Source organism: Roseburia sp. (assembly GCF_041325975.1).
Classification (GTDB): Bacteria; Bacillota; Clostridia; order Lachnospirales; family Lachnospiraceae; genus Roseburia; species Roseburia rectibacter.
Map to the genome: position 1 here is coordinate 637,007 of NZ_JBGLEJ010000004.1, position 14,278 is coordinate 651,284.

Sequence of the window (14,278 nt, forward strand, 5' to 3'; positions counted from 1 at the left end):
AATATTAAGATTTTTTAAGCGTAATACTGCGCCTGCGTCCGGTAAAGCTCTGCGTAGATTCCATTTCCTGCCAAAAGTGTATCATGCGTTCCAATCTCAGCGATACCTCCGGCATCTAACACAACGATCCGGTCACAGAATTTACAGCTGCTCATGCGATGGGAAATATAAATAGCAGTCTTATTTTTTACCATCTCATTAAAATTCTCATAAATCTGTGCCTCAGCGATCGGATCTAAAGCGGCAGTCGGCTCATCTAAGATCACAAACGGCGCGTCTTTATAAAGTGCACGTGCAATGGCAAGCCGCTGTGCTTCACCGCCGGAAATATCGACTCCTGCACCATTGTTATTGTAAAGCTGCGTCTTTAAACCGTCTTTCATTGCTCTCACACGTCCGGAGAGTTCGACCTGATCTAACACTTCCCATGCTCTCTCTTCATCCACCTTGCTGCTTGCAGCGATATTTTCGCCGACCGGCAGGGAAAACATCGCAAAATCCTGAAAGACAACCGAAAATGCCCTTGTGTATTCCGCATAATTGTATTTCCAGATATCAATGCCGTTTAAGGTGATCGTGCCCTCCGTCGGCTCATAAAGGCGGCAGAGCAGTTTGACTAACGTCGTTTTCCCGGCACCGTTTTTTCCGACCAGTGCCATTTTCTCACCAATGTTAAATTTTAAGCTGACATGGTTTAACACCTTTGTCTCACAGTCCGGGTAGGCAAAACTTACATCATGAAATTCAAATTCATACTGTCCGTCATCTCTCTTTTCAATCGGCAGTGTGCCATCGTAATCCATTGCCGGACTTTGTATAAATTCATCAAAAACACTTAAATATTCCGCTGAAAATTGAAAAGAAATGACCTGTGACCCAAATTCCGTGATACAGTTAACGGTCTGTGAAATGACACCCGCATATAAAATAACATTTCCGATATCGATCATTCCGTTTAATGCTTTCATGCCTACCAGCAGATAGGCGACTCCTGCTGCGAACTGATTGATACCTTCGATCGAACCTATGAATTTCCCATTTAATTTTCCCATCTGTAAATAAATGTTAAATCCTTCCATCTTCTGCCGGTATTTTCCCAGAAAAAGTCCTGACAGACCATAAAGTCTGATATCTTTGCTGTTTTTTTCATCTGTCATGATTCCGCCTAAATAACTGCCTAATGCGTTATTATGGTCATTTGCATGTATAAATTCATACTGTTTTGCAGTAAGCAGTTTTCCAAGATACAGATTACATGCTGCGATAACTGCATATAAGACAATCAAAAGCAGCGTTGATCCATAGGAAACAAAAAATGTTTTTTTCTGTCCGCCATCGATTTTCAGTATCAGCAGCAGGAAAAATACGACCGAATAACACATGGAAAAAAACTGTACAAAGATCTGATAACAGGTGTCTATCTGATCTTTAATATCCCCACTTCCCCCTGCCGTAAGTTTTGCACGCCTTAAAGAATCTATCGTCTCCTGTTTTTCAAATTTTTCATACTGCAGTTCAAATGCTTTGTCTGCCATCTGCTGCCTTACGATCTGCTGGCAGCTTTCTCCGAGTACTTCTATCCGTTTCTGGCAGAACCGGTTCACCAGCTCACATACAAACTGTGACAGTAAAAGTACCGCCACACTTTTCACACATGCCTCATAATCTCCTTCAATCGCATGGTTTAAAATCTGTGCCGAAAAATAAAATACCAGAAACGGAATGGACGCTTTCATAAATCCGCCTGCCGCCATGACAACAGCCACATCTTTTTTCCCTTTACTGATCATCTTTATAAAACTTGTAAATTCATGCCATATCTTCTTCATGTGACTGTGCCCCTTCCTCTTTGTAATATTTGCTCTGCACCAGGAACATTTCGGCGTACCCGCCACCCTTGTTCATCAATTCCTCATGGGTTCCTTCCTCCGTGATCTTTCCGTTTTCCAGAAACAGGATATGGTCACAGAACCGCGTCGACGCCAGACGGTGGGAAATAAAAAGCGCCGTTTTTCCCATCAGCATTTCATTGTATTTTTCATACATCTCATTTTCTGCGATCGCATCCAACGTTGCGGTCGGCTCATCCAGTAGTAAAAGTGCACATCCTTTGTAGAGTGCACGCGCAAGCATCAGCTTCTGTGTCTCCCCGCCGGAAAGATGGATTCCATCTTCACTTACCTCTTTTCCGATAAATGTTTCCTCTTTCTGCGGCAGTTTCTGAATCTTCTCCCACAATCCGGCATCCTTTAATGCCTTCCTGCATTTTTCCTCATCATAGTCCTCTCCCACACTGCATGAAACGTTGTCCGCAATGGAAAACGAATAGGTAAATGCGTCCTGAAAGACTGCTGCAAGTGACCGGTACCACGCATCAAGATCCATCGTGGCAAGATCCGTTCCGTTGATGTAAATATGTCCCTCATCCGGCATATAAAAACCGCATAACAGTTTGACAATCGTTGATTTTCCGGCGCCGTTAATGCCGACCAATGCCATCTTTCCGCCTTTTTTCATATGAAAACTCACATCATCTAATATCTTATGATCAGTTCCCGGATAAGAAAAACTGACATGTGAAAATTCAACCTCTACTGCCGCCAGCTCATCCTCTAACCGGACTCCCTCACCATGGTGATATATATTCTCCAGCTCTGTAAATTCCTGCATCTGTCCAACCGGTTTTAAACAGGCTGATATCTGGCTGATCTTCATGGTCAGTTCCGAAAAATAAGTGGAAAATCCACTGACAATTCCGATATAAAGCACAAAACGTGCCACGGACATTCCCTGCATCAGCTGCCCGATCAGATAACCGTAACAGATCACATCCCTGCCAAGCTGCAGCAGCAGTCCAAACAGATCATCCGCAAAATAACAGGCTTTTTCTTTTGCAAGTAATGTCTGATATTTCTTGTTTGCAGCCCGGTAATGACCACTCAGCCATTCTTTCATCTGGTAAAGCCTTACATCTTTTCCGTTTTCCACGGTATATGCCTGACGGTCGATATAATCCTGTGTTACCGTAAGTTCTGCCTTTGCATCACGGTGCTTTAATTCATAATTATTTGCCAGTTTATAACTTAAGATCTGGATCAGTGAAATTGTGACTAAAAGCACAACTAGCCATGCCGACACGCCGGAGATTAAGGATGCATACAGGATCAATGCACCGGCTTCCTTTAAGAGCTCGACATCACAATGTAAGACGCCCTCGACACCTCTATAATTTCCGCTGACTGCCTCTCCTGCTTTCTTTAAAAGCTGCTGGACTTTTTCATCCTCACACTGTACATAATCAAGTGACATAAATTTCTGATAGCAGCGTTCGGTCATTCTGCCGCAGCGGAATTTAACGTACTGAAACTGATTTCTCCGCTTCAGATATCCGGTGATCATACACCAGATACTGTATCCGACAAAAAATGTCACAAGTTTTGCCATTGCTGTAGGCAGAGCTGCTGCGGTGATCATACCTTTTGTGTACTGCTCTAAGAATGCTACGATCATGGATGGAATCAAAATTGTGCCAAAGCCTTTGCCAATCTCAGCAATGATCTCTGCAAGGGCAAAAAAGATAGTGGACCTGTTGTAGTGCCATAGTTCTCTGAGGATGTAATGCTGGCTTGCTAAGGCGGTGTATTTTTTCGGTTGGTTCATGATGTTGTGGCTCCTCTCGTTTGGGGTGGTGGTGGTGGCTCGATCATTTTGAAACTCTGATGCAGGTTGTGGATGTCGTGAGAGGCAGACCAATTTAACGAAGGCACGCTTGCGCTGCGTGTCGCTCGTAACGGATACTAAGCGACCAGAATACGGTCGCTAAGTACCGACGGCTCCCCAGCACCTTCTTATAAATTGGTCTGTCTCTCACAACAACTCTGCGTTCTGGATGAGTTTCATAATGATCTATCTCCACTGTTTTCCCTGATACTTTCGTGATTTTGGTACATCTGTACGTTATGTCACTTCTTTGTTTACACTCTATCATTATTTTTCACTTTAACACAAAAAGTGCACGGAAGGTTATCTTCCGTGCACCAACGGTATCGTCCATATTCAAACACATTTTCTCCCAATTTTTTTCAGAAACTTTTACAATGGCAGCATGATCTCCGTCACAAACACTCCCGGCTCATTCTGCCGGTTAATATAGCCGCCATATTTTTCAACCACAAGATTGATCCTCTTTAGTCCATGTCCGTGATTTCCACGCTTTTTGCTGATATACTCGGAATCCATTTTCCGCACTGTCTCATTTGTTGCATTTGACACCGAAATATATAGCTGTTTTTTGAGTACTCCGATATAAAGTCTTATAAACGGTCTTTCTGTGGTCAGTTTTTCACAGGACTCCACTGCATTATCAAGCAGATTCCCGATCAGGGCACACAGGTCGATATCACTGACGGCTAGTATTTCCGGGCATTTCGCCTGATAATCAATATCAATTCCATTTTTCTGTGCCAGGGATATTTTAGAATTTAAAATGGCATCCAGATTGACATTTCCCGTCTCGATCAACTGATTGACATGATCCAGGTCCTGCTCTAACAGACCTAAATATTCCTCTAATCTGTCATATTGCTCCATCTTCACATACGCTTTCATTGCCTGCAGATGATTATGGTAATCATGACGCCAGCCGCGCATGGTAAGATATATATTCTGTACTTCCTGCACCTGTTTCTCAAGCAGGGCATTCTGGTACTCCATATTCTTTTCTTCCAGATATTTTGTAATCAGGGGTATCCTCATTTTGTTCCTCATTCCTGCTGTTTACAGCAAACTTCTTCTCCGAGGGGTGCACATCCCGCCTGAAAGGCTTTTTCATTCATAGGACGTAATTTCCTATGAATAAAAAACTTATTTTTCACACATATCCCCATGTTCCATATAATACCGGATAAACGCTTCATTTACACTCTTATATGCATTCCTGCTCACCGGCACACTACTGCCATCCGAAAGGATGCACTCTGTGCGCTGCACGCGCTCCACCGCCGCAAGGCTGACAATAAAGCTCCTGTGCGTGCTGACAAATTTTTCTGCCTGTTCCGGCTGATTTTCCATCAATTCCCCTGCTATTTCAGAAAGGTTCTTTTTGTATTCATAATCACCCGCGCTCGTGTGCAGACGGATATAATGCCCTTTCGCCTCCACACTATAAATGGTATCGACCGGAATTTTTACAGTTTCCCCATCCACATTTTCAATCAGATAATGCTTTTCTTTTCCAAGTGCAGAAGAAATATCATCTAACAGCGAAAAAAACTTAGATTCTTCCACCGGTTTTAACAGGTAACGCAACGCCCCGACCTCATACCCTTCAAACACATACTCACTGCGGTTCGTCAAAAATACGATAGGGAGATTTTTATCCCATTTCCGTATCTCCTTCGCAAGCGCCATGCCATCCATGCCGTCCATATCAATATCCAAAAAGAGCAGATCGAAAGGAAAGCTGTCCGGATGCTCAAATAACAGCTCCTTTGCACTGCCATAGCCAAAATATATAGCAGTGCTTTTCCTTTCATCTGCCCATTTTCTGATCAGTTGTTCCATATATTCCAACTGGATCTTTTCATCTTCACAATATGCAATATTCATTCTATTCCTGATCCCTGCATTTTTGTTATTGTTCACACAGTAACTTATTTCTATCTGACTTTTCAGCCTCCCACTGTTATTTTCTGTCTGATCTATTCTGCATAAGTCTCTAAATCCCGCGCCAGCAGATAAGTAGCGTCAATAATCTCTTTGGTCTGTTTCATTGCCTCTACCGCATGTTCTGCTGTCTGAAGTCCTTCTGTGGAAGAAGCAGCTATTTCTTCACCAGTTGCAGAGAGATTCGATATACTCTGGGAAATTGTGTCTGTACTGTTTAAAATGGACTGCATACTTCCCTCGATCTCTCCGATTGCACTTGCCAGTGACTGCATTTCGTCATTGATGGTCTCAAATTTATTCTTTGTTGTCTCAATCAGTTCGTTCTGTTCACGGATTGAATCCGCAGAATGTTCCATACTATCCATCGCATGCTGTGCATCTTCATTCAGATCCTGAATGATATCCGTGATCCGGTTCGTTGCATCTTTTGTCTGCTCCGATAACTGACGGATTTCTTCCGCAACGACTGCAAACCCTTTTCCTGCCTCACCTGCTCTTGCTGCCTCAATAGAAGCATTCAATGCAAGAAGATTGGTCTGGCTTGAGATACTTAAGATAGTCGCAACAATTCCTTTTACTTCCTCCACACGGTTGCTGACCTGTTTGGCGGACTCTGCCGCCTGGTTACTTGCCTGCTCCACATTGTCAGCCTGATTTTTTAATCCTGTTACCAGTCTCGCACCCTCTGCCACATTCTCCATCGTATGATTTGCCTTATCAATCATCGCTTCGGTTTCTTTTTCTGCACTGTCCGTATTCTTATGGATTTCCTCACACATCAATGCCTGCTGCTGGATTGCCTCCGCAGTATTTCCCGTGCTCTGGGCAATATTGGAAATAGATTCATTGTTATTATTGATCACTTCCTCTAATGTCTCTAATTTTTCTTTCGCAGAATCAAAATGTTTCACCAGATTTTCCGCTGTAACCAGCATCTTTTCGGATGCTGCAGCCTGCACCTCCAGATTCTCTTCATTAAATTTTGTAAGGAGGATAGATATTTCATATACCGCATAAACTACTGTTGCAAGAATGATAACACTAAAAAAAAGTTCTATCCCATCGGCTCTTTTTGTAATAACCTGCACTATGATATGAGTGATATTTCCTACTGTTGCTACACCAATACCATAATATACAAACTTTACATCTAAATACAAAATACATGCAACAAAAAGTGGGATTCCATATGCGTAAACAAAATTATTCTGATTCAGGAAAAGAAATACACCATATACAGCACTTCCTGTTCCGAGCAGGATTTCCCCACCCTTTTTTGCATTCCAAAACTTTTTTGCATAAGTATTCACAACAATAATTCCCGCAACTGCAGCTACAGCCTGAATCAGTATCGTAATCTTAAACTCCGCCAGACATGCCATAACTGACAGAATCGTCATCACTGACAGCAGAATCATTACCACATTATATACTCTTTTATTTGCTCTTACATATTGTTCTCCTGTCATCTAAATCCCTCTTCCTTTCGCTTTTGAATGTATATGTATAATTATAGTACACCTCTCAAGGAACATGCACAATACTTATTACAAATTTTTTCATACTTTTCGACATATTGCGCCATAAAATGTGCTGTGATAAGTTGAAGATATTTAAAGTCTTTCACATTTTTCTGCTTTTAACACAGTTAAATGCAGTCCTCAATAACTGCATTGATGACATCAATTGAAGAAACGCATCCGCTCGGCTGCTTATTTGATATTGATGTATTAGATGCAACCGGCACAAAACTCTCTCGCAAGATCTACCTCAAATGCTTCTTATGCGGATGTCAGGCTCAGGAGTGTGCTTCCAGCAGAAAACATAGTGTCTCAGAATTACAAGCCTACATTGCAAAAGAAATCAATAACTATCTCTCTGAGGATGCAAAAATTCTTGTGTCTATGGAAAGTAAATCTTTTTGATAAGAAATAGATATGTAAAAATTTTGCTGTCGAATATATCTTTATACTTACAGTATTGGTGTTTATACCAGTGCAGGATATATGCTCCGCATTGACTGCCGGGAAGCTGAAAAGAATTCAAAGACTACACCCGGATCAGAATGTGCATTAACATCTCTTGCAATTGATGAACCATTAGAATATGCAAGTTTATATCTTGATGGAAATTTGCAAATCTGGGTAGATGTAGAAGATTCATTAGACATATAAAAGAGTTCTTATTAAGGTAGAGCTAATCTATTGTCACTCCACCTAGCATTGCATATATTTATATTTATCATACCTCCACTAATTAGAAATCCATTTTTACAACGACTTTTCCCTGGGCATGATTTTTGAGCAGATAATTTATCGCATCTTTTACATCGTATATAGAAAATTCCTTATCAATTACGGGCGTGATTTTACCTGATTCCGCAAGTTCTTTTGCGTATTGCAAGTAGCCATCCTGTATACGATATTTTTAATAAGACACAACCAATCGAGTCTGATTTCGATAAGGTAGTTAAAGGATTGGCAAAGAAAATTTAATTTCTTTTCTGGATTATGTGATTATGATACAATTACGAAAAATAATGTTTTATGAATCTGATCAATCGAATTTTTGGTGTAAAGGAGAACTTTATGAAAAAGGTATTAGTGACAGGCGGAACAACTTTTGTAAGTAAATATGTGGCAGAATATTTTGTGAATGTGGGTTATGAAGTTTTTGTACTTAACAGAAATTCTAAGCCACAAGTTCAGGGTGTAAAACTCATTGAAGGAGATAGGCATAATTTGGGTGGTGTATTGAAGGATACATTCTTTGATGTTGTAGCGGATATAACAGCTTATAATGATAACGATATAATTGATTTTGTTAGGGAATTGGGTTCTTTTGATCAGTATATTATGATTAGTTCAAGTGCTGTTTATCCTGAGTTTGGTGTTCAGCCATTCCTGGAAGAATCAGAGAAATCCGAAAATAAATTTTGGGGTTCATATGGAACCGATAAAATAGCAGCTGAAAAGGCATTACTTGAAAGAGTGAAAGATGCATATATATTAAGACCGCCTTATTTATATGGGCCAATGAATAACGTGTATAGAGAGGCTTTTGTATTTGATTGCGCCTTGGCAGACAGAAAATTCTATTTACCTAAAGATGGCAGTATGAAATTACAATTCTTTCATGTCAAAGATTTATGCAGGTTGATGGAGGTAATAATTAAAGACAAGCCACAAGAGCGTATTTTAAATGTTGGTAATGTTGAAGCAGTTTCTATTAAAGATTGGGTAACAAAATGCTATGAAAGCTTAGGAAAAATACCGGATTTTGTATATGTTTATGAAGATATTGAACAGCGAAATTATTTCAGTTTTTACAACTATGAGTACTATTTGGATGTATCGCGTCAAAACAAAATATACCCAGAAACCATATCATTAGAAGACGGATTGAGGGATAGTGTTAAATGGTATTTGGAACATAGCACAGAAGTTAATAAGAAACCTTATTTTAAATATATAAATGAAAATCTAGTGGAGGATTAATTTCAAAAGCAATTGTTGTAAAGAACACGATAACATTTAGCTTAGGCAGACTGGATGTTCCAATGCCGGAGCTTACTCCCGAACAGATAAAAGAGGAAGAACGCAAACGCCGTAAACGTGCTTGGGGGCGTACTTATATGTGTCGCAAATATGAGTGTGAGAAAGTAGAACGTGAAGCAAAAGAAAAGGGTGTATCTGAGGCAGTCGGATAGATTTATCGGAATATAAAGAAATCCCCGAAAACTCGATGTTTTCGGGGAAATTTGCTCTTTTCTGATATTCGGTTTGAATTATCGCTTGCTGAACTGCGGAGCGCGACGAGCTGCCTTGAGACCGTATTGCGCGAGTTTTTGAGCTGTTTTCCCTTGATACTCCGGGCTTTTCCGGCTTTCTGCCTCTCAGTTATCCGGTGTGCGGACCATAAAAAACGGCCTTTTTTCATTCAGCAATAGCCTGATGAAACGCACCATTTACTACCCCAAACAGCTCCTCTGGTTTATTGTACTTCACTTTTGCATAGATGTCCATAGTTGTTTTGCTGTTTTCGTGTCCGGCAAGGTATTGGACGGTCTTTGGATCAACACCAGCATAGAGAAGATTGGTAATGTAAGTGTGCCGCAGCTGATGCGGGGTTACATCAAAGTCCAGCGTATATCTGATTTTGGGTTGATTTTTCTGGGTCATGCCCAGCGTTGGGGTAACCGTGTATTTGATGCTCTGCCCATTCACATACTTATAATAGTTCCGGGGCTTAGTGGAGCGGACAACGACATACTGCCACACTCTTTGAAACTGCGAAGCAGCCAGTGGCTCTCCTTTGCTGTCAGCGATCACATAATCTGATATGGAATTTTCTTTCGTTTCTCTCAGACAATCCACCAAACACTTCGGTATCGGAATATCCCTTTTTGCCGCCGGAGTCTTTAGCACCGTAGAAATCACGGGTCTGTTATGCTCTGTACGCCATGCCCGCCTCACCGATAGATAAGGTGTATCCTCGTCCAGAAATACACAATCCCATTGCAGTGCAAGAATTTCTTCCCGACGCAGACCGGAATACAAACCGAGCATAATAAACAAATATGGAGGAAGTCCCTTGACTGTATCCAGAAGCACGGCTACCTGCTGATCTGTCAATGCCTCCTTCTTTTTTGTCGGTTTTCCGCCTTTACCGGATATTCCCGCACAGGGATTGTGTTCAAGAATTTGATTTCTCTCTGCCGCATAAAAAATGCACTTGAGTAGCATATTGACCTTATTGTATAAGCCTTCCGATTTCTTTGACAATGGAACAAGCGCCAGCCGAATATCGTCAGCGGTCACTTCTTCCATATACATCTCTCCCAGAGGTTTTATGATATAGTTTGTCATATCCCTCGTATAACCTCTGAGTGTAGACGCAGACACCTTTGCCGACTGCATCAGCAGCCACTTCTCTCCATACTCGGCTACTGTCGGGTGCTGCCGGTGAAAGATAATTTCTTCCACCTGCTTCCGGGCCTCTAACTGCTTCTCATACAATTCTTCACAAGTTGCGGCATACAAACTCAACTCTTTGCCATCTGCATCCGTAATCCTGGTTCTGTAATATTGGATTCCTTTCAATGTAATGGTCCCGTACTTCGGGATCTGTGTTTTCTTTTTTGCCATCTTTGATCGTCCTTTCTTGATAATGTGTAGTCTCCGTATCTACACTCTCTTTTTATCAGAAAGCCTCGATTTAATCAAAGATACGGCTGAGGTAAAACAAAGAGCGAGACATCCTTGCCTCGCTCCTGCTTCATTTCCTATTTGTTATTACTGTGCTGCATCCCAGCTTGCAAACGCACAGTTCATTGATCTGACCAGCTCATCTGGTCTGTTGTACTTAACCTTTGCATAAATGTCCATGGTAATCTTGCTGCTTTCATGGCCTGCCAGGTATTGAACCGTTTTGGGATCTACCGATGCATGAATGAGATTGGTAATGTAAGTATGCCGCAGCTGATGGGGTGTTACTTCAAAGTCCAGACTGTAAACCACTTTTCCGTTATGAGCGGCCTTTTCTCCCAAGACAGGTGTGACAGTATGCTTTACTCTTTTTCCATCTTCATACCGATAATAGCTCCGCTCCTTGACCGTCCTCGTAACAATATACTGCCAAAGTCGCTTAAACTGCGTGTAGGACAGCGGTTCGCCATCCCGGTTTGAAACCACATACTCCGAAGTCGAAGTTTCCTTTGCTGCTTTCAAACACTCAGCCAAGCAAACAGGAAGAGGGATATTTCTCTCCGCAGCCTTGGTTTTCAATTCATCCGAAATCACCGGTCTGTTATGTTCGGTGTGCCATGCCCGTCTTACCGTCAGATATGGAGTATCTGTATCCAGATATACTGAATCCCATTGCAGAGCAAGAATTTCTTCCCGGCGTAGCCCTGCATATAAACCAATCATGACAAAGACATAAGGCGGCAAATCTCGGATAGCATCCAAAAGGCGCTCCACCTGTTCATCTGTCAAAGCCTGACGATCCTCTTGTGGAACACCGCCACCTTTTGTTGTCAGATAAATCGTTGGGTTGTGGTCAATAATCCTGCTTTCCATCGCTGCGCGAAAGATAGATTTGTAAAGGATTACCACAGATTTATAAACCGATGCAGATTTTTTGGAAACCGGGACAAGGGCAAGCTGAATATCATCCAGGCTAACCTCACCCATCCGTTTATCTCCCAATTCCGCTATAATATGCCGCCTAACCTTTGAGGTGTAATCCGTCAAAGTAGTAGCTCGTACATGAACCGACTGCATCAGCAGCCACTTTTCACAATACTCTGCAACTGTGGGCGTTTTCCGATGAAAAGTGGCATTCTCAATCTGTTCCAACGCAAGCGTTTCTTTGTTGTATAGTTCTTCAGGTGTTTTTGCGTAGATAGCTACGAGCTTACCATTCGCGTCTTTGATTCTGGTCCTATAATATAGGACACCTCTTTTCATAACTGTTCCATATTGAGGAATTATTGTTTGCCGTTTGGCCAATTCCGTCACCTCCTAAGAATAGACTCCAGCGCTGTATCTATGTTTTATCAGACCATTATGATTTCGACAAGGATACGGACCGGCTCACACTCCAGCTCTGCGAGGTTTACGATAAGTTGCGTTCTTTTCTGCTGGCTTTGCTCTGTGGGTGCATTTTGCGATATACTCCTGAAGGCCAGCTGAAGTAAAGTACACACAGCCATTCTGCACATATTGCACATAAGAAATAAGACCATTGTTACGGGCCGCGTCCAGCGTTGCAATGCTGATACCTAAAATTTCTGCTGCTTCTTTTCGTGTAATAAGTTTTTCCATAAAGCATATTTCCTCCAATCTGTCAAGTTTGTCATCGTATTTGTTCAAAGCCACATGAATACGCTGGCAGCCGAAACTGCCAGCGCATGGTATCTGATTTTGAACAGGAAGCTGCAAACGCTTCCTATTTATAAAGCTCAGCTTTCGTCACCTTTGCCACGCCCCCTGACGATGGGAACACAACAGGTCTCCGCTGGCGCGGCTGTCATAACTCCGCAGCATCGTTCGTATCGTGTGCCGCAGGGTTCCCCCCAAGTCTTTGGCGGGCCGTGAGGAAGTATCTTTAAGCCCCCATGCAGTCATCGCGCCGAATCTGCCACAATCCGTTTTATGAAATCGTAGATCGCTCCGAAGCAGTTCTTTCATCACCTCCCTGACTGCTCCATCTTCGCGGCGTTTCACATTCGCTCGTGCATGGGTTATGTACCTGTTGTGCTGTCTATTCGATTGTCAATGTACGAATGAAGGAGGAAAACTTGTCCTTCTTATTAACACTGACAAAAAAGGCAAAAAACAGGCGCATCAAATGAAATTTTATCAAAAATATTTCCCAAGCTGTTTTAAGCCACGTCGGATACTGTCTCGGACACGGCTTGGGTCTACACCTTCTACTTCGGCAATTTCATTTACCGTCATTCCCAGATAGTATCGGGCATAAATTCGCTTTGCCTGTTTCTCCGGCAGCTTCATCACAGCGGCATAGACCCGCTCCTGAAACTGTTTTTCCTCCAGAACCATCTCCGGCGTTTGCGGCTTCAACAGCACTGCATTTTCGATGCCATTCTCGCAATCCAGAGAATACTGGGCCTTGTAGCGATACATCTTTCGCTCATACGCAGCCTCCGCACGTTCAGCTGCTCGAATAGTCTCCATTACTTCCTCTGTCACATCTACAAAAAAGTCTGTTGTATAAATATCAGGATAAAGTTCCCGAAGGTTAATTTTCTTCATTATGTACCTCCATTTCGATTCACGGGTGATTGACGGGTGAATCGAATGGAGGCGGGGACCGACACCGGCAGACAATCGGATCATCTCCGAAAAAAAGGCAACAAAAAACGCCAGATTTCCGTAATGGAAAACTGGCGCACCAAGAACAGCCACGATTGTACTTAATTACATAGAACGATAATGCCGATGCAATGCTAAACTTACCCGGAGGAGGAGCAATGCTTTTTTTAACTGATGTAGATCATGTGAGCTTTGAAAAAGCAATCGGGACACGGCAAAATAACCTCCAATCGGCTACCGTGTCCCTGCAAGTCGTCATTGGTTTGTGTAAACGCAAAGAAACGGCGGCTCTGATTTCTCAAAACCGCCGTTAGGGTAATAACTTAAATTGAGCGTGCAAAATCACCTGCCCCAGCCAGCGGTTTTTTTCTTTCCCCGTAGTCGGGGCAGGTTCATGCGCTATGTAATTATTCTTTCGTGATAGATTCTTTCAGTCGTTCATAGGTTTCTGCACTAATATCGTGTTCGATTCGGCAGGCATCAGCCTCCGCCGTTTCAGGATCAACACCTATGGATATGAGGTGCTTTGTTAAAAAGCAATGGCGTTCGTAAATTTTTTCAGCCACATTCTGACCGAGTTCGGTCAGGTGTAGATAATGTTTTTCGTCTGTTGTCAGAAAGCCGCCCTCCCGTAAAGTCCCTACTGCGTAACATACGCTGGGTTTTGAAACCTCCATGTACCGGGCAACATCCACGGAACGCACCATACCGAGCTTCTTTTGAAGTATAAGCACGGCCTCCAAATAATCCTCTCCGGCAGTATGAAGTTTCAT

16 protein-coding genes are annotated in these 14,278 nt (G+C 42.4%); 5 read left to right on the plus strand and 11 right to left on the minus strand.

Annotated features, from left to right (window positions below; translation table 11 throughout):
- Positions 1-14 precede the first annotated feature (14 nt).
- From ACDD58_RS06290 to ACDD58_RS06310, 5 genes are all read right to left on the minus strand, one after another.
- Positions 15-1,829, minus strand: coding sequence for an ABC transporter ATP-binding protein (locus ACDD58_RS06290; protein WP_370776460.1), 1,815 nt, complete (start codon positions 1,827-1,829; stop codon positions 15-17).
- Positions 1,810-3,660: an ABC transporter ATP-binding protein gene (locus ACDD58_RS06295; protein ID WP_370776463.1), complete on the minus strand. Its 1,851-nt coding sequence runs from the start codon at positions 3,658-3,660 to the stop codon at positions 1,810-1,812. Before ACDD58_RS06295 ends, ACDD58_RS06290 begins: the two co-directional genes overlap by 20 nt.
- 432 nt (positions 3,661-4,092) lie before the next feature.
- On the minus strand, positions 4,093-4,755 hold the full coding sequence (locus ACDD58_RS06300; protein ID WP_118209902.1) for a sensor histidine kinase: 663 nt from the start codon (positions 4,753-4,755) through the stop codon (positions 4,093-4,095).
- A 108-nt stretch (positions 4,756-4,863) separates the two neighbouring features.
- On the minus strand, positions 4,864-5,607 hold the full coding sequence (locus tag ACDD58_RS06305; RefSeq protein WP_370776465.1) for a LytR/AlgR family response regulator transcription factor: 744 nt from the start codon (positions 5,605-5,607) through the stop codon (positions 4,864-4,866).
- A gap of 92 nt (positions 5,608-5,699) precedes the next feature.
- On the minus strand, positions 5,700-7,136 hold the full coding sequence (locus ACDD58_RS06310) for a methyl-accepting chemotaxis protein (RefSeq protein ID WP_370776467.1): 1,437 nt from the start codon (positions 7,134-7,136) through the stop codon (positions 5,700-5,702).
- A 252-nt stretch (positions 7,137-7,388) separates the two neighbouring features.
- Here ACDD58_RS06310 and ACDD58_RS06315 point away from each other — a divergent pair, with 252 nt between their 5' ends.
- On the plus strand, positions 7,389-7,592 hold the full coding sequence (locus tag ACDD58_RS06315; protein WP_370777458.1) for a citrate lyase holo-[acyl-carrier protein] synthase: 204 nt from the start codon (positions 7,389-7,391) through the stop codon (positions 7,590-7,592).
- 33 nt (positions 7,593-7,625) lie between these two features.
- A complete protein-coding gene (locus ACDD58_RS06320; RefSeq protein ID WP_370777460.1) occupies positions 7,626-7,841 on the plus strand; it encodes a DUF6061 family protein in 216 nt (71 codons plus the stop codon).
- A gap of 82 nt (positions 7,842-7,923) precedes the next feature.
- Here the strand turns inward: ACDD58_RS06320 and ACDD58_RS06325 are convergent, their stop codons facing one another.
- Positions 7,924-8,070, minus strand: coding sequence for a zinc-binding dehydrogenase (locus tag ACDD58_RS06325; RefSeq protein ID WP_370776469.1), 147 nt, complete (start codon positions 8,068-8,070; stop codon positions 7,924-7,926).
- A gap of 185 nt (positions 8,071-8,255) precedes the next feature.
- On the opposite strand from ACDD58_RS06325, the gene ACDD58_RS06330 reads away from it, so the two are divergent.
- Entirely contained in the window at positions 8,256-9,164 is a 909-nt protein-coding gene (locus ACDD58_RS06330) for an NAD-dependent epimerase/dehydratase family protein (protein ID WP_370776470.1), read from the plus strand.
- A 62-nt stretch (positions 9,165-9,226) separates the two neighbouring features.
- Positions 9,227-9,376, plus strand: a complete 150-nt coding sequence (locus ACDD58_RS06335) for a hypothetical protein (RefSeq protein WP_370776472.1) — start codon at positions 9,227-9,229, stop codon at positions 9,374-9,376.
- Positions 9,377-9,602: 226 nt separating this feature from the next.
- Here ACDD58_RS06335 and ACDD58_RS06340 read toward each other — a convergent pair whose 3' ends face one another.
- The 4 genes from ACDD58_RS06340 to ACDD58_RS06355 form a co-directional block, all read right to left on the minus strand.
- Positions 9,603-10,814: a site-specific integrase gene (locus ACDD58_RS06340; protein WP_003526283.1), complete on the minus strand. Its 1,212-nt coding sequence runs from the start codon at positions 10,812-10,814 to the stop codon at positions 9,603-9,605.
- A 147-nt stretch (positions 10,815-10,961) separates the two neighbouring features.
- A complete protein-coding gene (locus ACDD58_RS06345) occupies positions 10,962-12,137 on the minus strand; it encodes a tyrosine-type recombinase/integrase (protein WP_370776474.1) in 1,176 nt (391 codons plus the stop codon).
- Between the two features lie 126 nt (positions 12,138-12,263).
- Positions 12,264-12,494 carry a helix-turn-helix domain-containing protein gene (locus tag ACDD58_RS06350; RefSeq protein WP_008728422.1) on the minus strand — a complete coding sequence of 77 codons (231 nt, stop codon included), beginning with the start codon at positions 12,492-12,494 and terminating at the stop codon, positions 12,264-12,266.
- Positions 12,495-13,031: 537 nt separating this feature from the next.
- Positions 13,032-13,445 (minus strand): sigma-70 family RNA polymerase sigma factor, encoded by a 414-nt coding sequence (locus tag ACDD58_RS06355; protein WP_141267550.1) that lies wholly within the window; start codon positions 13,443-13,445, stop codon positions 13,032-13,034.
- A 218-nt stretch (positions 13,446-13,663) separates the two neighbouring features.
- Here ACDD58_RS06355 and ACDD58_RS06360 point away from each other — a divergent pair, with 218 nt between their 5' ends.
- Entirely contained in the window at positions 13,664-13,819 is a 156-nt protein-coding gene (locus tag ACDD58_RS06360) for a hypothetical protein (protein ID WP_167511200.1), read from the plus strand.
- A gap of 93 nt (positions 13,820-13,912) precedes the next feature.
- Here ACDD58_RS06360 and ACDD58_RS06365 read toward each other — a convergent pair whose 3' ends face one another.
- Complete coding sequence (locus tag ACDD58_RS06365; protein WP_009272644.1) at positions 13,913-14,278, minus strand: metal-dependent transcriptional regulator; 366 nt, start codon at positions 14,276-14,278, stop codon at positions 13,913-13,915.

Bases quoted from the DNA above. Each gene is read 5' to 3' on its own strand.
- ACDD58_RS06310 (WP_370776467.1), bottom strand. From the start codon at position 7,136: ATGACAGGAGAACAATATGTAAGAGCAAATAAAAGAGTATATAATGTG.
- ACDD58_RS06365 (WP_009272644.1), bottom strand. From the start codon at position 14,278: ATGAAACTTCATACTGCCGGAGAGGATTATTTGGAGGCCGTGCTTATA.
- ACDD58_RS06335 (WP_370776472.1), top strand. From the start codon at position 9,227: ATGCCGGAGCTTACTCCCGAACAGATAAAAGAGGAAGAACGCAAACGC.
- ACDD58_RS06350 (WP_008728422.1), bottom strand. From the start codon at position 12,494: ATGGAAAAACTTATTACACGAAAAGAAGCAGCAGAAATTTTAGGTATC.
- ACDD58_RS06300 (WP_118209902.1), bottom strand. From the start codon at position 4,755: ATGAGGATACCCCTGATTACAAAATATCTGGAAGAAAAGAATATGGAG.
- ACDD58_RS06360 (WP_167511200.1), top strand. From the start codon at position 13,664: ATGCTTTTTTTAACTGATGTAGATCATGTGAGCTTTGAAAAAGCAATC.
- ACDD58_RS06345 (WP_370776474.1), bottom strand. From the start codon at position 12,137: ATGAAAAGAGGTGTCCTATATTATAGGACCAGAATCAAAGACGCGAAT.
- ACDD58_RS06340 (WP_003526283.1), bottom strand. From the start codon at position 10,814: ATGGCAAAAAAGAAAACACAGATCCCGAAGTACGGGACCATTACATTG.
- ACDD58_RS06355 (WP_141267550.1), bottom strand. From the start codon at position 13,445: ATGAAGAAAATTAACCTTCGGGAACTTTATCCTGATATTTATACAACA.
- ACDD58_RS06330 (WP_370776470.1), top strand. From the start codon at position 8,256: ATGAAAAAGGTATTAGTGACAGGCGGAACAACTTTTGTAAGTAAATAT.
- ACDD58_RS06295 (WP_370776463.1), bottom strand. From the start codon at position 3,660: ATGAACCAACCGAAAAAATACACCGCCTTAGCAAGCCAGCATTACATC.
- ACDD58_RS06305 (WP_370776465.1), bottom strand. From the start codon at position 5,607: ATGAATATTGCATATTGTGAAGATGAAAAGATCCAGTTGGAATATATG.
- ACDD58_RS06290 (WP_370776460.1), bottom strand. From the start codon at position 1,829: ATGAAGAAGATATGGCATGAATTTACAAGTTTTATAAAGATGATCAGT.